Annotated in this window: 23 protein-coding genes and 1 tRNA gene; 7 read left to right on the top strand and 17 right to left on the bottom strand. The window is 65.0% G+C overall.

Features of this window, described 5'->3' with window-relative positions; all coding sequences use genetic code 11:
- Positions 1-20: 20 nt before the first annotated feature.
- The 5 genes from RCO31_RS25965 to RCO31_RS25985 form a co-directional block, all read right to left on the bottom strand.
- Positions 21-845 (bottom strand): alpha/beta fold hydrolase, encoded by an 825-nt coding sequence (locus tag RCO31_RS25965; protein ID WP_145640317.1) that lies wholly within the window; start codon positions 843-845, stop codon positions 21-23.
- Positions 846-996: 151 nt separating this feature from the next.
- The gene (locus RCO31_RS25970) at positions 997-1,506 is read right to left on the bottom strand and encodes a hypothetical protein (protein ID WP_145640319.1); all 510 of its coding nucleotides are present in this window, start codon (positions 1,504-1,506) and stop codon (positions 997-999) included.
- A gap of 289 nt (positions 1,507-1,795) precedes the next feature.
- Positions 1,796-2,104, bottom strand: a complete 309-nt coding sequence (locus RCO31_RS25975; RefSeq protein WP_145640321.1) for an EthD family reductase — start codon at positions 2,102-2,104, stop codon at positions 1,796-1,798.
- Positions 2,105-2,230: 126 nt separating this feature from the next.
- Positions 2,231-3,937 (bottom strand): cyclic nucleotide-binding domain-containing thioredoxin-disulfide reductase, encoded by a 1,707-nt coding sequence (locus RCO31_RS25980; protein ID WP_145640508.1) that lies wholly within the window; start codon positions 3,935-3,937, stop codon positions 2,231-2,233.
- Positions 3,938-4,003: 66 nt separating this feature from the next.
- Positions 4,004-4,192 carry a hypothetical protein gene (locus RCO31_RS25985; RefSeq protein WP_145640323.1) on the bottom strand — a complete coding sequence of 63 codons (189 nt, stop codon included), beginning with the start codon at positions 4,190-4,192 and terminating at the stop codon, positions 4,004-4,006.
- 313 nt (positions 4,193-4,505) lie between these two features.
- On the opposite strand from RCO31_RS25985, the gene RCO31_RS25990 reads away from it, so the two are divergent.
- A tRNA-Thr gene (locus RCO31_RS25990) sits at positions 4,506-4,580 on the top strand.
- Between the two features lie 45 nt (positions 4,581-4,625).
- Complete coding sequence (locus RCO31_RS25995) at positions 4,626-4,976, top strand: RidA family protein (RefSeq protein WP_145640325.1); 351 nt, start codon at positions 4,626-4,628, stop codon at positions 4,974-4,976.
- Positions 4,977-6,049: 1,073 nt separating this feature from the next.
- Here RCO31_RS25995 and RCO31_RS26000 read toward each other — a convergent pair.
- The 4 genes from RCO31_RS26000 to RCO31_RS26015 form a co-directional block, all read right to left on the bottom strand.
- The gene (locus RCO31_RS26000) at positions 6,050-6,526 is read right to left on the bottom strand and encodes a cyclic nucleotide-binding domain-containing protein (RefSeq protein WP_145640327.1); all 477 of its coding nucleotides are present in this window, start codon (positions 6,524-6,526) and stop codon (positions 6,050-6,052) included.
- 21 nt (positions 6,527-6,547) lie between these two features.
- On the bottom strand, positions 6,548-7,336 hold the full coding sequence (locus RCO31_RS26005; RefSeq protein ID WP_145640329.1) for a class I SAM-dependent methyltransferase: 789 nt from the start codon (positions 7,334-7,336) through the stop codon (positions 6,548-6,550).
- Positions 7,337-7,441: 105 nt separating this feature from the next.
- Positions 7,442-8,071, bottom strand: a complete 630-nt coding sequence (locus RCO31_RS26010; protein ID WP_145640332.1) for a ferric reductase-like transmembrane domain-containing protein — start codon at positions 8,069-8,071, stop codon at positions 7,442-7,444.
- Positions 8,072-8,083: 12 nt separating this feature from the next.
- Positions 8,084-8,584 carry a Twin-arginine translocation pathway signal gene (locus tag RCO31_RS26015; protein ID WP_145640334.1) on the bottom strand — a complete coding sequence of 167 codons (501 nt, stop codon included), beginning with the start codon at positions 8,582-8,584 and terminating at the stop codon, positions 8,084-8,086.
- A 213-nt stretch (positions 8,585-8,797) separates the two neighbouring features.
- On the opposite strand from RCO31_RS26015, the gene RCO31_RS26020 reads away from it, so the two are divergent.
- Positions 8,798-9,805: an LLM class flavin-dependent oxidoreductase gene (locus RCO31_RS26020; RefSeq protein WP_145640337.1), complete on the top strand. Its 1,008-nt coding sequence runs from the start codon at positions 8,798-8,800 to the stop codon at positions 9,803-9,805.
- A 109-nt stretch (positions 9,806-9,914) separates the two neighbouring features.
- On the opposite strand, the gene RCO31_RS26025 is transcribed toward RCO31_RS26020, so the two are convergent.
- Genes RCO31_RS26025 through RCO31_RS26050 form a run of 6 tightly spaced genes read right to left on the bottom strand, consistent with a single transcriptional unit; the run spans position 9,915 to position 14,533 of the window.
- On the bottom strand, positions 9,915-10,790 hold the full coding sequence (locus tag RCO31_RS26025; protein ID WP_145640339.1) for an amidohydrolase: 876 nt from the start codon (positions 10,788-10,790) through the stop codon (positions 9,915-9,917).
- Positions 10,791-10,802: 12 nt separating this feature from the next.
- The gene (locus RCO31_RS26030) at positions 10,803-11,198 is read right to left on the bottom strand and encodes a RidA family protein (RefSeq protein WP_145640341.1); all 396 of its coding nucleotides are present in this window, start codon (positions 11,196-11,198) and stop codon (positions 10,803-10,805) included.
- 25 nt (positions 11,199-11,223) lie between these two features.
- Positions 11,224-12,027: a 2-oxo-hept-4-ene-1,7-dioate hydratase gene (hpaH, locus tag RCO31_RS26035; protein WP_145640344.1), complete on the bottom strand. Its 804-nt coding sequence runs from the start codon at positions 12,025-12,027 to the stop codon at positions 11,224-11,226.
- Between the two features lie 3 nt (positions 12,028-12,030).
- Positions 12,031-12,891 carry a fumarylacetoacetate hydrolase family protein gene (locus RCO31_RS26040; protein ID WP_145640347.1) on the bottom strand — a complete coding sequence of 287 codons (861 nt, stop codon included), beginning with the start codon at positions 12,889-12,891 and terminating at the stop codon, positions 12,031-12,033.
- 55 nt (positions 12,892-12,946) lie between these two features.
- Complete coding sequence (locus RCO31_RS26045; protein WP_145640350.1) at positions 12,947-13,564, bottom strand: flavin reductase family protein; 618 nt, start codon at positions 13,562-13,564, stop codon at positions 12,947-12,949.
- 3 nt (positions 13,565-13,567) lie between these two features.
- The gene (locus tag RCO31_RS26050; RefSeq protein ID WP_145640352.1) at positions 13,568-14,533 is read right to left on the bottom strand and encodes a tripartite tricarboxylate transporter substrate binding protein; all 966 of its coding nucleotides are present in this window, start codon (positions 14,531-14,533) and stop codon (positions 13,568-13,570) included.
- 128 nt (positions 14,534-14,661) lie between these two features.
- Between RCO31_RS26050 and RCO31_RS26055 the strand changes: the two genes are divergently transcribed.
- From RCO31_RS26055 to RCO31_RS26070, 4 genes are all read left to right on the top strand, one after another.
- A complete protein-coding gene (locus RCO31_RS26055) occupies positions 14,662-15,453 on the top strand; it encodes an IclR family transcriptional regulator (RefSeq protein WP_145640355.1) in 792 nt (263 codons plus the stop codon).
- 81 nt (positions 15,454-15,534) lie between these two features.
- Complete coding sequence (locus tag RCO31_RS26060; protein ID WP_145640357.1) at positions 15,535-16,830, top strand: O-acetylhomoserine aminocarboxypropyltransferase; 1,296 nt, start codon at positions 15,535-15,537, stop codon at positions 16,828-16,830.
- A 3-nt stretch (positions 16,831-16,833) separates the two neighbouring features.
- Positions 16,834-17,616, top strand: coding sequence for an alpha/beta fold hydrolase (locus tag RCO31_RS26065; protein WP_145640360.1), 783 nt, complete (start codon positions 16,834-16,836; stop codon positions 17,614-17,616).
- 66 nt (positions 17,617-17,682) lie between these two features.
- Entirely contained in the window at positions 17,683-18,186 is a 504-nt protein-coding gene (locus RCO31_RS26070; protein WP_145640362.1) for a DUF6496 domain-containing protein, read from the top strand.
- 14 nt (positions 18,187-18,200) lie between these two features.
- Here RCO31_RS26070 and RCO31_RS26075 read toward each other — a convergent pair whose 3' ends face one another.
- Positions 18,201-19,154: an aliphatic sulfonate ABC transporter substrate-binding protein gene (locus tag RCO31_RS26075; RefSeq protein ID WP_145640364.1), complete on the bottom strand. Its 954-nt coding sequence runs from the start codon at positions 19,152-19,154 to the stop codon at positions 18,201-18,203.
- Between the two features lie 21 nt (positions 19,155-19,175).
- Positions 19,176-19,409 (bottom strand): hypothetical protein, encoded by a 234-nt coding sequence (locus RCO31_RS26080; protein WP_145640366.1) that lies wholly within the window; start codon positions 19,407-19,409, stop codon positions 19,176-19,178.
- Positions 19,410-19,700 lie beyond the last annotated feature (291 nt).

A 19,700-nucleotide genomic window follows, 5' to 3' on the forward strand; every position in this document is an offset into this window, starting at 1 on the left:
AGCCCCATCTTCTCGAAGCTTTACGCCTGGAAAAATGCCAGCAGGTCCGCGTTGATGATCTCAGCGTGCGTGGTCGGCATGCCGTGCGGGAAGCCCTTGTAGGTTTTCAGCGTGCCCTGCTTCAGCAGCTTGGCCGACAGCGGCGCGGAATCGGCGTAAGGCACGATCTGATCGTCGTCGCCATGCATCACCAGCACGGGCACGTTGATCTTCTTCAGATCCTCGGTGAAATCGGTCTGAGAGAACGCGACGATGCCGTCGTAGTGCGCCTTGGCGCCGCCCATCATGCCCTGGCGCCACCAGTTCTGAATCACGGCTTCCGACGGTTTTGCGCCGGGACGGTTGTAGCCGTAGAACGGGCCGGCGGGGAGGTCGCGGTAAAATTGCGTGCGGCTCGCGGCGAGTTGTTTCTGGAGATCGTCGAACACGCTCTTCGGCAGGCCGCCCGGATTGGCTGCGGTCTGCACCATCAGCGGCGGCACCGCCGAGAGGATCGCGGCCTTCGCCACCCGGCTCTCACCGTGACGCGCGATGTAGTGCACGACCTCGCCGCCGCCGGTGGAGTGGCCGACGTGAATGGCGTTCTTGAGGTCGAGATGCGCGGTGAGCGCGGCGAGGTCGTCGGCATAATGGTCCATGTCGTGGCCATCGGCGACCTGCGCCGAGCGGCCATGGCCGCGGCGGTCATGGGCGATCACGCGATAGCCGCGCGCGACGAAATACAGCATCTGCGCGTCCCAATCGTCCGACGACAGCGGCCAGCCATGGCTGAACACGATCGGCTGGCCCGAGCCCCAATCCTTGTAGAAGATCTCGACGCCGTCTTTGGTGGTGATGGTGGGCATTGTGGACTCCTTTGAATAGATAAGGTCATTCCGGGGCGCGCACCAGCGCGAACCCGGAATCTGGAGATTGCTGATCGAGATTCTCAGGTGCGCGATTGCGCACCAGGGCTCATCGCTGCGCGATGCCCCGGAATGACGAGAGATTGGGCGATCAGGCAAACGCCATCGGCTTGTAGCGGCGCCAGGCGCCGATGGTGAGCACGACGAAGAACACCAGCACGATGCCCTGCACCACGGCGAAGACCGGGCCCGATGGCGGCGCCGGTGGCACGGCGGGTGCGAGCGCGGCGAGCGCCGGCACCTTCAGGAACGACTGGATCACCAGCACGAACACGTTGAAATAGAGCGAGATCATCGCGGTCACGATGTAGACCGGACGCCAGACACCTTTGAGCTTCATGCTGTAGAGCGAGAAGCAGGCGATGGCGAGCAGCACCAGGGAGATGATGCCGATGACGTGCGAGGGCAACAGCTCCTTGAACGGAAACAGGAAGCCGGTGGCGCTGGTGAGAATGGTGAACAGCAGGAAGGTCGCGGTGAGGGCCGGCATCGGCTTCGAGCCGAGCAGGCCGAACATCACCACGAGGCCAGCAGCGATGGCGATCAGGCTGATGATGACATGGATCAGCGTCAGGGCTTGCAGGCTCAATCCAAGCATCATGGCATCTCTCCTACTCTCAGCATTGAGATGACGAGAGTAGTATTACGGTCCTCATCGGATTGCCACATGCGCTATCGCCGCATGAGCGCAACAAGCCATGCGCGGTCGTGCGAATTGACAACGCCTGCCCGGATTTTTGCAGTGCTGTCATGGATCGACAGCAGATTGTACCCCGGATGGAGCGCAGCGAAATCCGGGTTCTCGCGCTTGGATCGTACTGTCCCGGATTACGCTTCGCTCCATCCGGGCTACGAGCGCTCAGGCTTTCGACGAAAGTTGAATCGTTGCTTCAAACTTCCTTGGTGTCGAAGATCAGCAGATCGGCACCGCCGCTGGCGAATTTCGGCACGTCGGCGCCGGTCGCCTTGCCTTCCGGGCTGCCGAACGCCGCCTGGATGTCGGCGACGCTGTCGAAGGTGAGAATCGCGACGAGGTGGATTCCGGAGGGACCAGCGGGGGAGGCGACCGGTCCCTTGCTAACGGCATATTTCTTCAGGCCGGGAAGTTTCTTGGCGAGGGGAATGTGGGTCTCGGCATAATATTTGTCGAAGGCGGCAGCATCCTTGGGCGTCTTGTAGAGCACGACGATTTCGGCCATTTGGTCCTCCCGTGTGAATCTTTGTTCTTCGACGCGCCATTAGCCTCGCGACGAGGCGATAGTCTCCAGGATACGGCGCGTATGGCAAGCCGGATTCCGCTTGCCATTCGCTTGTCTTGTCCTTGCCTAAAGCGCCGGTTTTGCGGCGTCGCCGAGATAGCCGTGCAGGGACGCCACGACCTGCGCCCCTTCGCCGATGGCGCCGCCGACGCGCTTGACGGAGCCGGAGCGGACGTCGCCGACGGCGTAGACGCCGGGCACGGAGGTCTCGAGCGGCGCCACGAGCCGCCCCTGGTTCTGCTCGGACTGCGCGCCCGTCACGACGAAGCCGCCGCGATCGAGCGTGACGCCGCAGCCGTCGAGCCAGGCGGTGGCGGGATCGGCGCCGACGAACAGGAAGAGATTGCGGATGTCGGCAGCGTCCTCATCCGACGACAGCCGGCTCTTCCACCGGATGCGCCGCAGCAGCGAGGCCTCATCGCCTTCGAGCGCCGTGATCTCGGTGTTGAACATCAATTCGATGTTCGGCGTCGCTTCGATGCGCTCGATGAGATAGCGCGACATGCTGGCCCCTAAGCCGCCGCCGCGGATGATCATCAGCACTTTTTTGGCATGGCCCGAGAGAAACACGGCCGCCTGCCCGGCCGAATTGCCGGCACCGACCAGAGCCACCTCCTCGCCGGCGCAGAGCCGTGCCTCGACCGGCGAGGCCCAGTACCAGACGCCGCGTCCCTCGAACTTGTCGAGGTTCTCGATCTCAGGCCGGCGATAACGCGCGCCGCTCGCGACCACCACCGCGCGCGAGCGCAAGGGATCGCTGCCGTCGAGCGCCACCGAAAATGCGCCGTCCTTGCGCGTGCAATCGAGTGACTTCACCGTGACGGGGATCATGATGTCGGCGCCGAACTTCTGCGCCTGGGTGAAGGCGCGCGCGGTCAGGGCCTGACCGGAAATGCCAGTCGGAAAGCCCAGATAGTTCTCGATGCGTGCGCTGGCGCCGGCCTGGCCTCCGAAGGCGCGGATGTCGAGCACGGCGACGGACAGACCTTCGGACGCCGCGTACACGGCGGTGGCGAGCCCGGCCGGACCGCAGCCGACGACGGCAACATCGTAGATGCGATCCCCCTTCGCCCCGCCGATCATGCCGATGGCACGGGCAAGCGCGGTCTCGTTGGGATTGCGCAGCACCGTGCCGTCGGCGGCGACGACCAGCGGCCAGTCTTCCGGCTTCGGCGAATAGCGCGCGATCAATTCGGCGGCGTCGGTGTCATGCTCGGGATCGAGCAGATGATGCGGCTGACCGTTGCGGGTGAGAAAGCCCTGCAGGCGCACCACGCCGGCCGAATGCGACGGGCCGATCAGCACCGGGCCGCCGACGCCGCCCTGAATCAGATTGACCCGGCGCAGGATCAGCGCGCGCATGATGCGCTCGCCGAGCTCGGCCTCGGCCACCAGCAGCGCGCGCAGCCGGTCCGGCGGCAGCACCAACGTCTCGACATCGCCCTCGGCGCGGCCGTCGACCAGCGCCGGCTGTCCGGAGAGCTGGCTGAGCTCGGCCAGGAATTGTCCCGGCCCCTGGTCGATCACCGGGGTAACATGACCGAGCCCGTCGCGCTGAGTGATGGCGACATGGCCTTTCAGCACGACGAACATGCCGGGACCGGGCTTGCCGGTCTCGAACAGGAACTCGCCGTCCTGGTAGCTGCGGACCTCGCCGAAATGCCTGATGCGCTCGATCTCGGCCGGCGTCAGCGCCGGAAAGGTCTGCTCGGGGCGGGTGAACCGCGCCATCTGCGCGTCGCGGTCGGTTCGTTGCTGTTCGTCCTGCCCCATGGCCACTGTCATGCACTCCAAAAAAATTCGAGCCGGCCCCGATCGCCGAGCTTCGATTGCCGGACTTCAATTCCCGGTCTTGCCGGCGGCCCCCTCATCTAGGGAACCATCGTCGTTCTGCGAGGGGCCTGTCATTGCGGCGCGCTCGCGCGCCTGCAGCTTCCGCCGCTTCAGGTTTTCGCGCAGGGCCGATTTCAGCCGGTCCTGCCGCCCGTCCTGGCCGCGTGCCGCGGCTTTATCGGTGTCGTCGGTCATCTCTGGGCTCATCCAGATCGTCATGTAGCATGCCCAAGGAATACGACAGCTCAGGAGGCCTGCGAAGCTGATCGTGCGAACTTCAAAATGGGCCAAATCCGCCGGCACGGCCAACTGACCAGTTGGCTGGGACATCAGCGGGACCAAAATCGTCCAAAATCGGTCATTTCGGGGCAAACAGGCCGATTCCGGCCGCAACGCCGCCGATTTTCTCGATTTGACGGGGCCGCCAAGCTTGCACATGAGGGGGCCTTGTGGCATCCATCGCCCCGCTTGGCGGGCCCGGTCGCGGCCCGATTCTGTGCCAGCATTTGCTGCCGTAGCTCAGTGGTAGAGCACTCCCTTGGTAAGGGAGAGGTCGACAGTTCAATCCTGTCCGGCAGCACCAGCTTTCCCCCCATTGAAGCGTGCGCAACACCGTACGGATGCCATCGTGATCAAACGTTCCCTGCCCTATGAAGGACTGCTCCACGAGATCGTCGAGCACAATGGCGTGCTCTATCTCGGCGGCATCGTTCCCGAGGATACCGCCCTCGACATGGCGGGCCAAGCCGACGACGTGCTGCGCCAGTTGAAGACCTTGCTCGAAGGGGCCGGCTCCGATCTCTCCTGCGTTCTCCAGGTGACGATCTTCGTGACCGATCTCGCCGACAAGGCCGCGCTCAACCAGGTGTGGAAGCGCTATTTCACCGCGGACCATCTGCCGGCGCGCGCCGCGCTCGGCGTTGCGGATCTCGGCCCGGGCGTCAAGCTGGAGCTGACTGCGATTGCGGCGCGTCGCTGAGAAAGCGCACGAGGCGAGGCGCAAGCGCTCGGTCATTCTGATGTCCACACATGACGCAGCGTTCTCGCGGCTGGAAGCGCCCGAGTTTTGCCCGTTTCCTTGACCCTCTTCCTTGAAGAGGGCGCAGGGAAGGCCGGGTGCCGACAGGCACCCGCGGTCTGCTGCGCGAAATGCACACGCAGGAAGAACCGCACAGCAGCATACAGGTGGTGCCGATCACTCGGCCTTCCCTGCGCGATGGTCGGACGGCTTATGCCGTGCTCTCCCGGGAGCCGAGTTCCTTCTGGCCTCCCTCGCCCCGCGATTTGATGCAGTCTGCCCGGTTGGGCTCGCTCGCATCTCCGCGAAAGGCTTGACCGTAGCAACGACGGCCAGGACCACACGGTTTTGCCGTACGCGCATTCGTCGGCGCCACAGGGTTCGACGGCATTGTGCACATCGCCATCGAAATGTCGGCGCGACGAACTGAACAGCGCCGCTCGTCCGCACGCGGGTGTCGGGCTCACAGGGACTACCCGCCCTGCCCGCCCCAATCTCATGCCGACGCTGCCGCGTCCACCGCAAGCCCGGCTCGCGATCAAGACGACCTCGAGATCGCCCCTCTTGGTGGGCCGGGATGGGCGATACACACGCCAAAACCGAATTTCGGTAAAGTAGAATATTTTGAGGCGGGGACTTGACGGGGCCCTAGGTGTTTTGCCCGACGGGTCGCGATCGGCCGGCGCAGGTAAGGTTAATACTTCCTTTCGATTGTCGGTAAAATTTTATCCATTATCGTCTTTGTCATTCATGACGAACCAGGGGGCTCCGATAGTGCTTGCGTTTTGCCTGATCGTGATTGGGACCGCGTTGCTTCTTTCCGGCATTGTTGCCTTCGGCTTTCATCGGAACTCGCTGCATTCGATGGCGTTGCTGTAGCCGTATCGAGGCGCCGGCGCGCCGGATGAGTGCGAGCAATTTATGCGCCGGAGCGCAGCTCGTAGGATGGGTAGAGCGCAGCGAAACCCATCACCTCCTTACAGCGCGACCAAAAACGATGGGTTTCGCCAGCGCTCTACCCATCCTACGCATCGTCAATCGTCGCCGTGCACCTGACGCGCGGTGAACCGCTCATCCGCCCGGCGCAGCCGCCGGCTTAGCTCGCGGTTGATGTTCTGCAGGACGATCACATAGGCGTGGACGTCGGCCTTGTAGCAGGCGTAGAGATTCTGCGCGGTCAGCTCGTACAGCACCGTCGCACTTTCCGCGATTACGGTGGCGGAGCGGTTCTGCATTTCGATCAGCGTCATCTCGCCGAAGAAATCGCCTCGCTCCAGAACGGACATGCGGATGACGCTTCCCGCCTGCGTCCGCTTGCTCACCGCCAGCCGACCGGACCTGACGATGAACATCGAACGGCCCGGCTCGCCTTCCGCGACGACGCTCGCGCCGGCATCGAAGCGGCGCTCGACCAGCATCGAGATGAGGAGATCGAGGCTTCCGTCCGAAAGGCCGCCGAAGAATGGCGTCGCGAGCAGGAACGCTTTCAGGTCGGGAGCGCTGACAGCCATGACCATCCTCCGCGCTGCGAGCTATCCGGGCTTGCGCCCCTTGATCGCGTGCGCGCGCGCACTACAGGTGATGCGGCCATCGGCCCCCGCCGGCAGGTTCGCACGGACGCGTGAGATGAGCATCTCGACCTCGCCGGGCTTCATCGCGGCGACGGTAGGCCGAAGCGCGGGAGACTTCAGGCCTGTGATCCAGAAATCATCGAAATCTGCGAAAGTCCGGTGCACGGTGATCTCTCGCGTTTGCACCTCCTCCAGACCTGCTCCGATCCACAGGTCTTGCAACGCTTGCATCCGGGACGCGTCCATCCGCGGCGGACGGGTCGCCTCAAGACCCATGGCCTTTATCTGCTCGTAGATCGGATCAAGCGGAAAGCCGCCGCCCAACATGTCCCACATATACGTCGCGACGACGCCGCCGGGAGCAACGACTCGCACCATTTCGCTGATACCCTTGGCGGGATCCGGAACGAACACGAGAACCAGCGCCATCACAGCCGCATCGAAGCTGCCATCGGCGAAAGGGAGGGCCATGGCATCGCCCTGGCTAAAATTTGCCACGCGCGCGCCGGGCCGAGTACGTGCAAAAGCGAGTTGCTCCGCCGAGGGATCGATACCCTGGACTTCGGCGGGACTGCATCGCTCGACCAACAGCTCAGTAAAGGCCCCGTTGCCGCAACCGATGTCGATCCACCGCAAGCCCGCGGGAGGTGCCAGCCAGTCAAGGAATATATTGCCGGCGAAGCGGCTCCAAATTCCCATCATCTGCTCGTAGGCGGCACCGTCGTCGAAACGAATTGTCTGCTCTGCCATGTCGAGATCCTCCCGGCCCGATGACGATCCTTGACGCGCTCATTCTGCGCACAAAGGTTGGGATCGGGAAAGTGTCTGGTGGACCTTGGCCCGCATTGGCCTACTCTACTGCCGTGCGACACCCTCGCCGCGGAGCGTCCGCCTCCGCCAAAGATCGGCCATCACCTTTGCGGCCGCCATAACCACCAGCACGCACAGTGCCGCTTTCGAGATCGTCTCCATCGTCCCCTCGATCAAGAGGCAATGGACCACGCTGCCTGCGACGATGACGATGGCAAGCGGAATATGGATGATGCGCCAGGTTCGCAGCCGCAGGCCCAATCGCCGGCGCAGGAGCGCCAGAAGCGCGACGATGAAGATGGCCCACATCGCGGTGACGCCGAAGGGGGAGAACGGGGTCGGCGATGCATAGGTCAGCGCATCGATCATGTCGGGCGGGCTGGTGATCCAGAGGCCGGCGACGTGGATCACCACAGCCAGCACCAGCGTGCCGCCGATCCAGTGATGGGCGCGCCGGCCGCGATAGGCCGACAGGCCCGGCAGATATCCGCCGATCAGCAGCGGCTGCATCAGCACGAGACCGAGGGCGATGATCCCGGCGAAGCCGGCGAGGATGTAGACCGGACCGCGCCAAGCGAGCTGCTCGCTGGTCGCAGCCAGCGCGACCGGCACGCCGATGGCCAAGGCAAGGGCGACCCAGATCAGGATCCCCCGCGCCGAACTCCACCCCGTCATTCGCTGGCCCGATCAGGCCGGCTGCAGCACGAAGTGCGCCTCGAGGCTGGTTTCCTTTGCGCTGCGCATCACCGGCCGCAGGAACACCGTCTTGAACTCGCCGCTGTCATAGGCGAGGTGGCCGTGCGGCTGGCCGAAGATGGGAATGATCTGCGGCATTTCGAGCCGGAACTTGCCGTCCTTGTCGGTGAGCGTGGCGCCGTGGCTCTGCGGCTCGTGCTCCTGCCCTTCCACCGTGTGCGCCCAGATCTGGATGCGCTGGCCGGAGAGCGGCGCGCCATCGCCGGCACGGCGGACGGTGCCGCTCATCCAGAAGCCGCCCTTGCCGATCCGCTCCACGATCGCCGCGCCCTTTCGATAGTTGTTCGCTCCACCCGACATCGTTTCGGTCGGCGCGAGGCCTGCCGCACGGGCGGGCAACAAGAGGCCGGGAACGGCGGATGCCAAGACGCCGGTTGCGAGGACGGAGCCGCCGGCGACGAGGAGATTGCGGCGGTTGAATACCGTGGTCATGTCGGTTCCTCCTGGCACCCCTGCGGCTGCCTCCGCAGGCTACAACAACAGGCGCAAAACGCCCAGTTGCGACGAAGGGCGCCAAGGGTCGCAATAACAGTGTTGTGAACGGGGACGGGGGCTGTCCGAACCTTCAAGCGAGAGTGTCTTCCTGACACTACATGTGTCCTTACGCGCCTCGCCGCGCAGATCCCCTCACGTCAGGTTTCCCACATGATCCCCTTTTCCGTGCTCGACCTCGCGCCCATTCGCCAGGGCGGCGACGCGTCGCAGGCGTTTCGCAACTCGCTCGATCTCGCCCAGCATGCGGAGAAATGGGGCTACAAGCGGTTCTGGCTTGCCGAGCATCACAACATGACGGGGATCGCGAGCGCGGCGACGTCGGTGGTGATCGGGCATGTCGCGGGCGGGACCAAGACGATCCGCGTCGGCTCCGGCGGGATCATGCTGCCGAACCATTCGCCGCTGGTCATCGCCGAGCAGTTCGGCACGCTGGAATCGCTCTATCCCGGGCGGATCGATCTCGGGCTCGGCCGCGCGCCGGGCACCGACCAGTTCACGGCGCGTGCATTGCGGCGCGACCTCGCCACCACGTCCGAGAATTTTCCGCATGACGTGCTGGAATTGCAGGCGCTGCTCGGCGACGTGCAGCCTAATCAGGCCATCCGCGCCGTGCCAGGCATGGGCACCAAGGTGCCGCTGTGGATCCTGGGATCGAGCACGTTTGGCGCGCAGCTTGCGGCGATGCTCGGACTGCCCTTCGCCTTCGCCTCGCATTTCGCGCCGCAGATGATGATGCCGGCGCTACGCGAATATCGCGCGCGCTTCGAGCCATCGGCGCAGCTCGACAAGCCCTATGCGATGATCGGCGTCAACGTGTTCGCGGCCGACAGCGACGAAGAGGCGCGGCGGATGTTCTCATCGCTGCAGCAGCAGTTCATCAATTTGCGCCGCGGCACGCCCGGCCCGCTGCCGCCGCCGGTCGACGACATGGACACGCTGTGGTCGCCGGCGGAGAAGGCTGGCGTTGCGCAGTCGCTATCGTGCTCGGCGGTGGGCTCGCCCGCCGCGGTGGAAGAGAGGCTGAAGGCGCTGATTGCCGAGACCGGAGCGGACGAGCTGATGACGACGGGGCAGATCTACGACCATTCCGCGCGACTGCGCTCGTTCGAGATCGCGGCGGAGGTGCGGGAGAGGTTGGCGAAACAGCCGGCGGTGTGAGCGGGATCGTGCTTGTCATTACGAGCGAAGCGAAGCAATCCAGGCTGCCTCCGCGGAAACAGTCTGGATTGCTTCGTCGCTTCGCTCTTCGCAATGACGGCGGGGCCGTCTAATCCGTAAACCCGAACAGCCTGGCCGGATTGTGCACCAGAATCTTCTCCAGCTCGGCCTGGTCGGGCGCGTAGCGGTACATCAGCTCGAGCAGATCGGCATCGTTCGGCGGCTGCTTCACCGAGACCGGATGCGGCCAGTCGCTGGCCCAGACGCAGCGGTCGGGCGCGGCCTCGATATAGGCGCGCGCGATCGGGATGACGTCGTCGTAAGGAGCGCCGGCTTTTGAGGTTTTCTCGCCGAGCGACAGCATGACCCAGAAATTGCCCTTGGCGAGCAGCTCCAGCATCTTGCGCAGATTCGGATCGGCCTTGCCGGCTTCCGGATCAGGGCGCGCCATGTGGTCGATCAGCACGGGCACGTCCAGGTTCTCGTACTTGGCGACGCTGGACATGATGCCGTCCTTCTCCGGCTGGATCTTGGCGTACCAGCCGAGCTCGCGGATGCGGGCGATGGCGCGCGCAAAATCGGCGTCCGACAGCACCGCGCCGAGCTCCTGGCGGAAGCTGAAGCGGGCGCCGCGGACGCCGGCGTCATGCAGCCTGGCGAGATAAGAATCGTTCGCCTCGGCGAACACCAGCGCGTTGGCGCAGCCGCGATAGTTCGGGCCCATCGCTTTGAGTCCGTCGAGCACGACGGCATGGTCGGCGCCGTAAGTGGTGGTTTGCACGATGATGCCGCGCTCGATGCCGAGCTGCTTGTGCATGCGCAGCGCCGCTTCCCAGGTCGCGGTCGGCATCCGATAGGCCGCACCGGGCCGCTCCGGATATTTCTCGATCGGGCCCAGCACGTGAAACTGGCTGTCGATGGTCTTCGGCGGCGGAGCCTTGACCGGGCGGCGCGGATTGGGATCGAACGGCAGATAGGTCGGCATGCAGGCGCTCCTTCAGTCGATCACGGCGGTGAAGTCGCACTGCACCAGCGCGCCGCCGTCCATGTTGTCCATCGGCAGCGCGTGACGCGCGGGCCGGGAATGCTCGTCCGGAAACATCTTCAGCCACTCGACATTGACGGGCCCGCGCTGCGAGCGGTCCTTCAGCCACACCGTCATCTTGATGATGTCGTCGGTGGTGCCGCCGGCGGCCTCCACCGTCGCCTTCATATGCGCGAACATGTTGGCGCATTGGGCGTCGAGGCTCTCGGGCATCGCATTGGTCGCGGGATCGCGGCCGAGGATGACGCCCGACATCACGAGATTGCCGATGCGGCAGGCGTTCGGAATGGGGTTGACGTGCTTGAAGCCGCCGATGTGGATGCTCCTGCGCCGCTGGTGACCCGTCATGGTGCGCTCCCTGCTTGTTATTGCTTCAAACGAACCGGCACGACACCGAGCCGAACGCGCCGTAATCGGCATGGAAGGTGTCGCCGCGACGGATGTCGACCGGGCGCGTGAACGAGCCCGCCAGCACCACCTCGCCGGCCGCGAGATGTTCGTCATGCGGCGCGAGGCGGTTGGCGAGCCAGGCGATGCCGCTCGCCGGGTGATTGAGCACGCCCGCGGCAAGCCCGGTTTCCTCAACCTCGCCGTTGCGGAACAGCAGCGCGCCGATCCAGCGCAGATCCGCATCCAGGGGGCGGAACGGCCTTCCGCCGAGCACCAGCGCCGCATTCGCGGCATTGTCCGAGATCGTGTCCATCACCTTGCGCGTCTTGCCCGTCTCGGGGTCGACGCGATGCATGCGCGTCTCCAGGATTTCGAGTGCGGGCGTGACGTAGTCGGTGGCGTTGAGCACGTCGAAGATGGTGCAGTCGGGCCCGCGCAGCGGCGCCTTCAGCACGAAGGCGAGCTCGACCTCGATCCGCGGTGCGTGGAAGCGGTCGAACGGGATCGGCGTCGCGTCGGCGTAGAACATGTCGGCGAACAGCACGCCGTAATCGGGCTCGTTGATGCCGACCGCGTTCTGCATCGCCTTCGAGGTCAGGCCGATCTTGTGGCCCTTGATGACGCGGCCGCGCCCGAGCTGAAGCTTGGTCCAGGCGCGCTGGATTGCATAGGCATCCTCGATGCCGAAGTCGGGATATTCCTTCGTGAACATCGGGATCAGCGATTTGGTGCGCTCGGCCTCGTCGAGGCGCGCGGCGAGGCGTTCGATCGTGGCGGCATCCAGCATCGTCTATTGCTCCGCGGCCACGGTGTTGCGCAGCACGCCGATGCGGCTCGACTCGACCTCGACGACGTCACCCGCCTTGAGCCAGCGCGGCGGATCGAAGCGCGCACCCGCGCCCGTCGGCGTGCCCGTCACGATCATGTCGCCGGGCTTCAGCGTCGCGAAAGTGGAGAGATAGGAGATCAGGAAATCGAACGGAAACATCAGCCGCTCGGTGGTGTCCTGCTGCCGCACCTCGCCGTTGACGCGCGTGACGATGTCGTGCGGACCGCGCGGATCGAGCTCGTCCGACGTGACGATCCACGGGCCGATGCTGCCGGAGCGGTCGAAATTCTTGCCCTGCGTGACGTTGAACTTGCCGTGGCGCAGCCAGTCGCGGATCGTGCCCTCATTGCACAGCGTCATGCCGAAGATGTGCGACCACGCCTTGTCGCGCGGAATGTGGCGGCCGCCCTGCCCGATCACGATGACGAGCTCGCCTTCGTAGTCGAGCTGGTCGGAAACCTTGGGCTTCTCGAGCGGCTGGCCGGAGCCGGTCATCGAGGACATGCTGCGCACGAACAGGCTGGGATATTTGGGCAGGTCCGAATCGTCTTTGTATTCCGCATTGCGCTCGGCGTAGTTGACGCCGATGCACCAGAGCTTTTCCGGCGCCAGCACCGGCGGCAGCAGGACGAGCTCGTCGAGCGCGTGGTCCGGCTTTTGCCCGGCGACCGCTTCCTGCGCGTCGGCGAGGGCGTTGGCCGCAATCAGCGCCTTCACATCGGAATAGTCGCGGCCGATGCGCCCGGTCAGATCGACCACGCCGCCGTCGACGGCCGCGCCGTAGCGCGGCTCTCCGTCCAGGAGATAGCTCAGCACTCGCATTGTCATTTCCTCCGATGATCTCGAGGCGGCTGGGCGGGATGACCGGCCCGCGCACTCAGTCTTTTGATTTGGGCGTCTGGAACACGGTGTTGAGCGTCACGATGTCGCCGAGCCGGGCGTAGCGCGGGCCGCCGATGCGCGCGATCGGATCGAGCGCCTTGGTCTCGACCTTGCCGTCATTGACGAGCCCGTCGCGCAGGTGGAACATCACGACCTCGCCGACGATGAGCCGGCTCTTGGCATCGCCGAATTCGAGGCACTGCCGGAAGCGGCACTCCATCGCAACGGGAGCTGCGGCGAGCCTGGGCACCTTGATGCGCTCGCAGGGCATCGTCTCCAGACCGAGATGCTCGACCTCGCTGATTTCAGGCGGATGCTCGACCGATGAGTCGTGCACCGCATTCATCAGCGGCGTATCGGCGATGTGGATCACATATTCCTCGGTATCGAGGATGTTGTGCGCGGTGTCCTTGTAGTCGGCGCCCTTGCGGCCGACGCTGATGGCCAGCATCGGCGGCTTCTGCGAGACGAAGGTGAAGGCGCTGAACGGCGCGAGGTTGAGCACGCCGCTGCGCGACAGGCTGGTGACCCAAGCGATCGGGCGCGGCACCACGATGCCGGTCATCAGCCGGTAGATGCGCTCCGCGCCGAGCTCGGTGGGGTCGATCCGCATCGATCAATCAGCCCTGATGTTGGCCTTGCGCACGACCGGAATCCATTTGGCGTCCTCGCGCACGAGATAGGCCTTGAACTCGTCGGGCGTCATCGCGGTCGCTTCGCCGCCGAGCTTCTCGAACTTGTCGGCGATGGCCGGGTCCTTCAAGATCGCGACCAGCGTCGTGTGCAGCTTCTCGACGATTGGTGCCGGCGTGCCCGCGGGCGCGAACAGGCCGGTGAAGGTCTGGCCGTCGAAATCCTTGTAGCCGAGCTCGGCGAAGGTCGGCACATCAGGCAGCGACTTCAGGCGGTGCGGGCTGGTGACCGCGAGCGGGCGGAACAGGCCGGCCTTGATGTGCTGGAGGCTGACCGTGAGCTGGTCGAATGCGAACTGCACCTGGCCGCCGAGCAGATCGTTGATCGCCGGCGCGTTGCCGCGGTAATGCGCCGTGACCCATTGCAGCTCGAGGTTCGACTGCATCAGCTCGCTGAGCAGGTGGTTGGTGGTGCCGGGGCCGGGCGAGGCCATGGTCAGCTTGCCGGGCTCGCGCTTGGCGAGGTCGATGAACTCCTTGAAGCTCGTCGCCTGTACCGAGGGATGCACCTCGAGCACCAGCGGCGTCATCGAGATGGTCGAGATCGGCAGGAAGTCCTTCTTCCAATTATAGGCCTCGCGCTTGTTGATCTCGGTCGCGAACAGCACCGGGCCGTTGGCGCCGACGAACAGCGTGTAGCCGTCGGGCGCGGATTTCGCGAAGGCCTCGCCCGCGATCATGCCGCCGGCGCCGGCCTTGTTCTCGATGACGAAGGGCTGGCCGAGCTTTTCCTGGAGCTTGTCGGCGATGATGCGCGCGGCGCTGTCGACATTGCCGCCGGCCGGATACGGCACGATCAGCTTGACGTTGCGCGCGGGCCATTCCTGCCCAGAGGCGGGCCCCGCCAGCATCGCCGCCACGGCGGCAATGCCAATCCAGATTATTCTCATGTTAACCTCCCAGCAGCGCTTCTAAATTCCTTCGGTGCCCTGACGTCGTGCGGGGCAATCCGACCTCGGCGCAATCTTCAAATGCGTGCTTGTTCTGTCGAGGGAATTGTGGCGTTCTTGTCCATATTATGGACAGAACGGCACTCGCTCGCAATGCAACGGAACCGCGCGAGGGCGCGCAGGCGATCCGCCGCGCGCTCGCCGTGCTGCGCATTCTGGCCGCAGGGCGCGAAGACGGCGTCCCGCTGGCCGAGGTGGTTAGGGCCACGGGCCTCACCCGCCCGACCGTGCATCGCATCGTCCACGTGCTGATCGAGGAAGGCATCGTCGAGCGGCACGAGCGGACTGGCCGCTACGCGATCGGCAACCAGGTGCCGGAGCTGGCGCTCGCGCGTCCCCGGCCGTCGCGGCTCCTGGTTGCCGCCAATCCGTCGCTGCGACGCGCCTCGACCGAGATCGGCGACACGCTGTTCCTGACGGTGCGCACCGGCAACGACACGCTGTGCGTCGACCGCAGGATCGGCGTCTATCCGATCCAGGTGCTGTCGATCGAGGTCGGCGCGCGCCGGCCGCTCGGCGTCTCAAGCGCCGGCGTCGCGATCCTCGCCGCGATGCCGGCACAGGACGCGCGCAAAATCGTCGCAGCCAACGAGAAGCGATTCGAAGCCTACCGGACCGATGTGGCGACGGTGATGGGCGAGGTGACGGCCGCAAGACGGCTGGGCTACGGCAAGCGGGAGATCGGCCTCGTGCAGGGCACGAAATCGATCTCGACCTGGATCAAGACGCCGGACGGCCGGCCGGCCGCCGCGATGACGGTCTCCGCCGTTCGCACCAGGCTCGGCCCCCGCCGCGAGCAGGAGGTCGCGGAGATATTGCTGCGCGAGGCTGGGATCATCGAGCAGGCGATCCGAGGTTAGGCGGCGCTGTCAATGGGCTGACGCCGCATGCCATTTTGTGGCACAAGAACCACCTCCACCGATCGACCAACGAGGCCACGCATGCCCGCGCCGAAACCGCCTGCCTTCGAGACCCTGAGCCTGCATGCGGGCCAGCATCCAGATCCCGCAACCGGCGCCCGGGCGGTGCCGATCTTCCAGACCACCTCCTACGTGTTCCAGGATTCCGATCACGCCGCGGCGCTGTTCAATTTGGAGCGCGCTGGCCATATCTATACGCGCATCTCCAATCCGACCACGGGTGTGCTGGAGGAGCGGCTTGCGGCGCTGGAAGGCGGCGTCGGCGCGATCTGCACCGCCAGCGGCATGGCCGCGCTGCATCTGGCCATCGCGACGCTGCTCAATGCCGGCGACCACATCGTCGCGTCGAGCTCGCTCTATGGCGGCACCATCAACCTCCTGGCGCACACGCTGCCGCGCTTCGGCATCACCACGAGCTTCGTCAAGCCGCGCGACCTCGACGCGTTCCGCAGCGCGATCAAGCCGAACACCAGGCTCGTGATCGGCGAGACCATCGGCAATCCCGGGCTGGAAGTCCTCGACATTCCCAAGGTCGCGGCGATCGCGCATGAGGCGAAGATACCGCTGCTGATCGACAACACCTTCGCCACGCCCTATCTCAGCCGCCCGATCGAGCTCGGGGCCGACATCGTCATGCATTCGGCGACCAAATGGATCGGCGGCCACGGCATCGCGATCGGCGGCGCCATCATCGACGGCGGCCGGTTCGACTGGCGCGGGTCCGGCAAATTCGGCGTGCTGACCGAGCCCTATGGCGGCTATCACGGCATCGTCTTCGACGAGCAATTCGGTACCGCGGCTTTCATCATGCGCGCCCGCACCGAAGGCCTGCGCGATTTCGGCGCCTGCCTGTCGCCGACCAATGCATTTCAGCTGCTGCAAGGCGTCGAGACGCTCGGCGTGCGCATGGACCGGCATATGCAGAACACGCATCTCGTACTGGAGGCCCTCAAGGCCAACAAGGCCGTCGACTGGGTGCTGCATCCCTCGCTGGAAAATCACACGGACTATCAGCTTGCCAAGACGCTGCTGCCGCGCGGCGCCGGCTCCATCGTCTCCTTCGGCATCAAGGGCGGCCGGCCCGCGGGCCGCAAATTTATCGAGCAGCTGCGCATGATCAGCCATCTCGCCAATGTCGGCGACGCCAAGTCGCTGGTGATCCACCCCGCCTCGACCACGCATCAGCAGATGGATGCCGAGCAGCTCAAGGCCGCCGGCATCGGCGAGGAGCTGGTGCGGCTCTCGGTCGGCATCGAGACGGCAAGCGACATCATCGACGATCTCGCCCAGGCGCTCCGCATCTCGCAGAAGGTTTAAGCCATGAAGCTCTCCGTCAACGGCACCGAGGTGTTCGCCGCAACCGGCGGCCGCGAGTTCGACAAGTCCCTGCCCACGGTCGTCTTCATCCACGGCGCCGGCTTCGATCATTCGACCTGGGCGCTGCACACGCGCTGGTTCGCCCATCACGGCTTTGGCGTGCTGGCGCCTGATCTGCCCGGCCATGGCCGCTCGGCCGGACCGTCGCTGTCTGATATCGCCGAGATGGCCGACTGGACCGCCGCGCTGCTGGATGCGGCGGGAAGCGCAAGGGCGCATCTGATCGGCCATTCCATGGGATCGCTGATATCACTGGAAACGGCAGCCCGCCATCCCGGCAAGGTCTCCGCGCTGAGCCTGATCGGCACCGCCGCGACCATGACGGTCGGCCCGGATCTTTTGAAGGCCGCCGAGGCCAACTCGCAGGATGCCAACGACATGGTCTCGATCTGGGGCCTCGGCTTCAACGCCGAACTCGGCGGCAGCCTCGCGCCGGGCCTGTGGATGCATGGCGGCGCGCAGGCCGTGCTGAAGGCTTGCGAGCCGGGCGTGCTCTTTAGGGATCTGTCCGCCTGCAATGCCTATGCGAACGCGCTGACCGCTGCCGCGAGCGTGAAGGTGCCGACCACGCTCATTCTTGGCGAACGGGACATGATGACACCGGCCAAGGCCGGCAAGGCGCTTGCGGCCGCCATTCCGCATGCGAAGACTGTCGTAGTGCGGGGCGCCGGGCACATGATCATGGCTGAGCGCCCTGATGAACTGCTGGCGGCTTTAAGGAACTGAAAAGGATCAATCGATCATTTTGCGCGTTGCCGTGAGACATCCCTGCATCTTGAGGGAACTCGCCGCATGCCAAGTCAAGAAGTCATCCGCAAAGCGAAGCAGGACAAGCGCGCCGGAAAATCTGCGAGCACGCAGGCCGGCGAATTCGTCAAGGACCAGATCGACAAGATCAGGAAAGGAAAGCACGGCGCACGCTCGACCAAGCAGGCCATTGCCATCGGCCTCTCGGAGGCGCGCCGCGCCGGCGTCGATCTGCCGCCGCCGCGCAAAGGTCGAACCAAGAAATCGACACGCCGCAGCGCCAAATACGCTTACGAAGTCGGTCAGGGCAAGCGCACGCCGAAGCGTCGGCCAAAAGTGTCGCGCGCCGTCACGAACGTCCTGAAGAAGGAGCCGCGCTCCACCGCATCGCGCGGCGCGCTGTCGAAACAGGCCAAGCGTGCTGCAAGCCGTCGAACCGCAGCATCCCGCTCGGCCGCCGCGCGAAAGGCAAGCCACACCAAGGGCGCCAAGGTTCGCTCCGCTGCTGCCAAGAAGGCGGCACGCACCCGCGCGCGCCGCCGGAGCTGATCAGTCGCGCCGGTTCAAGAACCGGGCGTCCACTTCCAGACGATGTCGGAGACGTTGACGGGCTTCGGGATCAGGCCCAACTTTGCGAAACGATCGGCGACCGCCTGCTGGCTCCTGACCACCTCGGCGTCGAGCGGCACCACGCGGAAGTTGGAGCGATCCACGAAACGCCTGACCGCCTCGATGTCGACGCCGGTCGCGTCTGCCTGCGCTTTGGCGACGTCCTCGTGGTGTTCGTTGGCCCAGACCCCTTCGGAGGCGAAGGTGGTGTTGAGCTTCGCCACCAGCGAAGGATATTTATCAACGAAATCCGTGTTGGCGATGTAGAACGCATTCGGCCTGTGCACGTCCTTGTCGAAAGCGATGACGCGGGCGTTCTCCTTCAGCTCGGCGAGCGCCAGATACGGATCCCAGATCGACCAGGCGTCGACCGAGCCCTTGATGAAGGCGGCCGTCGCATCCGCCGGGGCAAGCGGTGCCGGCGTGATGTCGGACCAGGACAGGCCGGCCTTCTCGAGCGCAGCGACCAGCAGATTATGCGCGCTAGATCCCTTGCCGAAGGCGACGCGCTTACCCTTGAGATCGGCGAGCGTCTTGATGGCCGAATCCTTCGGTACGATGATCGTCTGGGTGTTGCCGTCCGATTTCACCGCGGCAACGTAGCGGATCCTGGCGCCGCCGGCCTGCGCGAAGATCGGCGGGGAGTCGCCGACATAGCCGAAATCGACGCTGCCGACATTGATGGCCTCCAGCAGCGGCGGACCGAACTGGAAGTCGATCCACTTGATCTCGATGCCGAGCGGCTTGAAGGCGTTTTCCAGTGTCTGGCGCTGGCGCACCGCCGGGAAAAAGCCGCCCTTCTGCGTGCCGATGCGGATTTCCGCCGGCTTGTCCTCGGCGCGCGCGGGTGCAGCTAGGGCCGTCGCAAGCGACAGCGTCGTTGCCAGAATGTGTCGTCGATTGATCATAACGCGGTCCTTTCGTTGGGATTAGTTGGCGAAAAGTTGCGAGCTCGCGCGACGGCTCCGCTCAGAGAACACCGCACGAGCGGCGCGCTCGGCCTCGCGCGCCGAGCTGAACTGGCGGCCTTCGAGGCTGTCGAACAGACGCTCGGAGGAGAAGAAGCGGAAGCCGCGCGCATCTCGCGTGACGATGCCGGCGGCGCGGTCGTGGATCTCGATGATGTAGGCGTTCGATTGGGCTTGATGCTGTGCTTGGGACATGACTGCTCATTCGCCGGAATTTCGGCGTTCCTGACTTGGATCGTGCGATGTTGGGAGCTGTTAGGAAGCGGTCAGCAACAACAACAGGCGCCCGTTGCCGCCGAGAAGCAGCGCCGCGTCATGCAGGCATGCATGTCGTTCTGATTGCGCTGGTGATCGGTTCTCATATCGCGGCGGGCTCGAGGAGCAGTTTCGTGGCCTGCGAATATCGTGCGATCGGCCTGGTTGGTCAATGAAATGGCTATCCATATTTGCCGTGAGGGCGCTTGAGCGTTTCTCCCGCGGCAAGCA

It is taken from the genome of Bradyrhizobium sp. LHD-71, assembly GCF_031157255.1.
Classification (GTDB): Bacteria; Pseudomonadota; Alphaproteobacteria; order Rhizobiales; family Xanthobacteraceae; genus P52-10.